Genomic DNA, 1,432 nt, shown 5'->3' with positions numbered 1-1,432 from the left:
AAACACGACAACTACATCAACGGCCAATGGATCGCGGGTGCCAGCTACGCCCCCAACATCAACCCGTCCAACCTGGGCGATGTGATCGGCGAATACACCCAGGGCGACGCGGCCCAGCTGGATGCCGCCGTGCAAGCCGCCCAAGCCGCTTTCCCCGCCTGGTCCACCGGCAACGTGCAGGCCCGCGCCGACGCGCTGGACAAGATCGGCACCGAAATCCTGGCCCGCCGCGAAGAGCTGGGCACGCTGCTGGCCCGCGAAGAAGGCAAAACCAAGGCCGAAGGCATTGGCGAAGCCACCCGTGCGGGCAACATCTTCAAGTTCTTCGCCGGGGAATGCCTGCGTTTGACGGGTGAGATCGTGCCCTCGGTGCGCTCCGGCGTGGCGGTGGAAATCACGCGCGAGCCGCTGGGCGTGGTCGGTTTGATCACCCCCTGGAACTTCCCCATCGCCATCCCCGCGTGGAAGATTGCCCCGGCCCTGGCCTACGGCAACTGCGTGGTCTTGAAGCCCGCCGATCTGGTGCCCGGTTGCGCCTGGGCGCTGGCCGAAATCATCAGCCGCAGCGGCATCCCCGCAGGTGTGTTCAACCTGGTGATGGGCCGTGGCTCGGTCATCGGTGACCCGCTGGTCAACCACCCCGGCATCCACGGCATCAGCTTCACCGGCTCGCAAGGCGTGGGTGGCCGCATCGCCCAGCAGTGCGCCGTCAACCTGAAGAAGGTCCAGCTGGAGATGGGCGGCAAGAACCCGCAAGTCATCCTGGACGATGCCGACCTGGCCCAGGCCGTCGAGCTCAGCGTGCAAAGTGCCTTCTTCAGCACCGGCCAGCGCTGCACCGCGTCCAGCCGCCTGATCGTTACCGACGGCATCTACGGCAAGTTCGTGCAAGCCGTGCAGGCCCGCATGGCTACCCTCAAGGTGGGCGACGCGCTGCAGGCCGGTATCGACATCGGCCCGGTGTCGTCTCTGTCGCAGCTGCAGCAGGATCTGGACTATGTGGCCATCGGCCAGGCCGAAGGCGCGCAACTGGTGGCAGGCGGTGCGCGTCTGGAGCGCACCACCGAGGGCTTCTACATGGCCCCGGCTTTGCTGTTGGACACCACGTCCGCCATGCGCATCAACCGCGAGGAAGTCTTCGGCCCGGTGGCCAGCGTCATCCGCGTGAAAGACTACGAGGCCGCTCTGGCCGAGTCGAACAACACGCCGTTTGGCCTGTCGGCCGGCATTGCCACCACCAGCCTGAAGTACGCCACGCACTTCAAGCGCCACAGCCAGGCGGGCATGGTGATGGTGAACCTGCCCACTGCGGGTGTGGACTACCACGTGCCGTTTGGTGGGCGCAAGGGCAGCAGCTATGGCTCGCGCGAGCAGGGCCGCTATGCGCAGGAGTTCTTCACTACGGTGAAGACTGCCTATATCGGGGTTTGAT

At 65.8% G+C, this 1,432-nt stretch carries 1 protein-coding gene; it reads left to right on the top strand.

Features of this window, described 5'->3' with window-relative positions:
- Positions 1-1,431 (top strand): aldehyde dehydrogenase family protein (locus AC097L_RS24225; protein ID WP_479589275.1); only part of this gene is annotated, 1,431 nt, incomplete at its 5' end.
- Between the last annotated feature and the right edge of the window lies 1 nt (position 1,432).

It is taken from the genome of Rhodoferax sp. RT5P35, assembly GCF_056521385.1.
The sequence above is the reverse complement of the archived record's forward strand: the minus strand, read 5'-3'. Positions and strand labels throughout refer to the sequence as shown.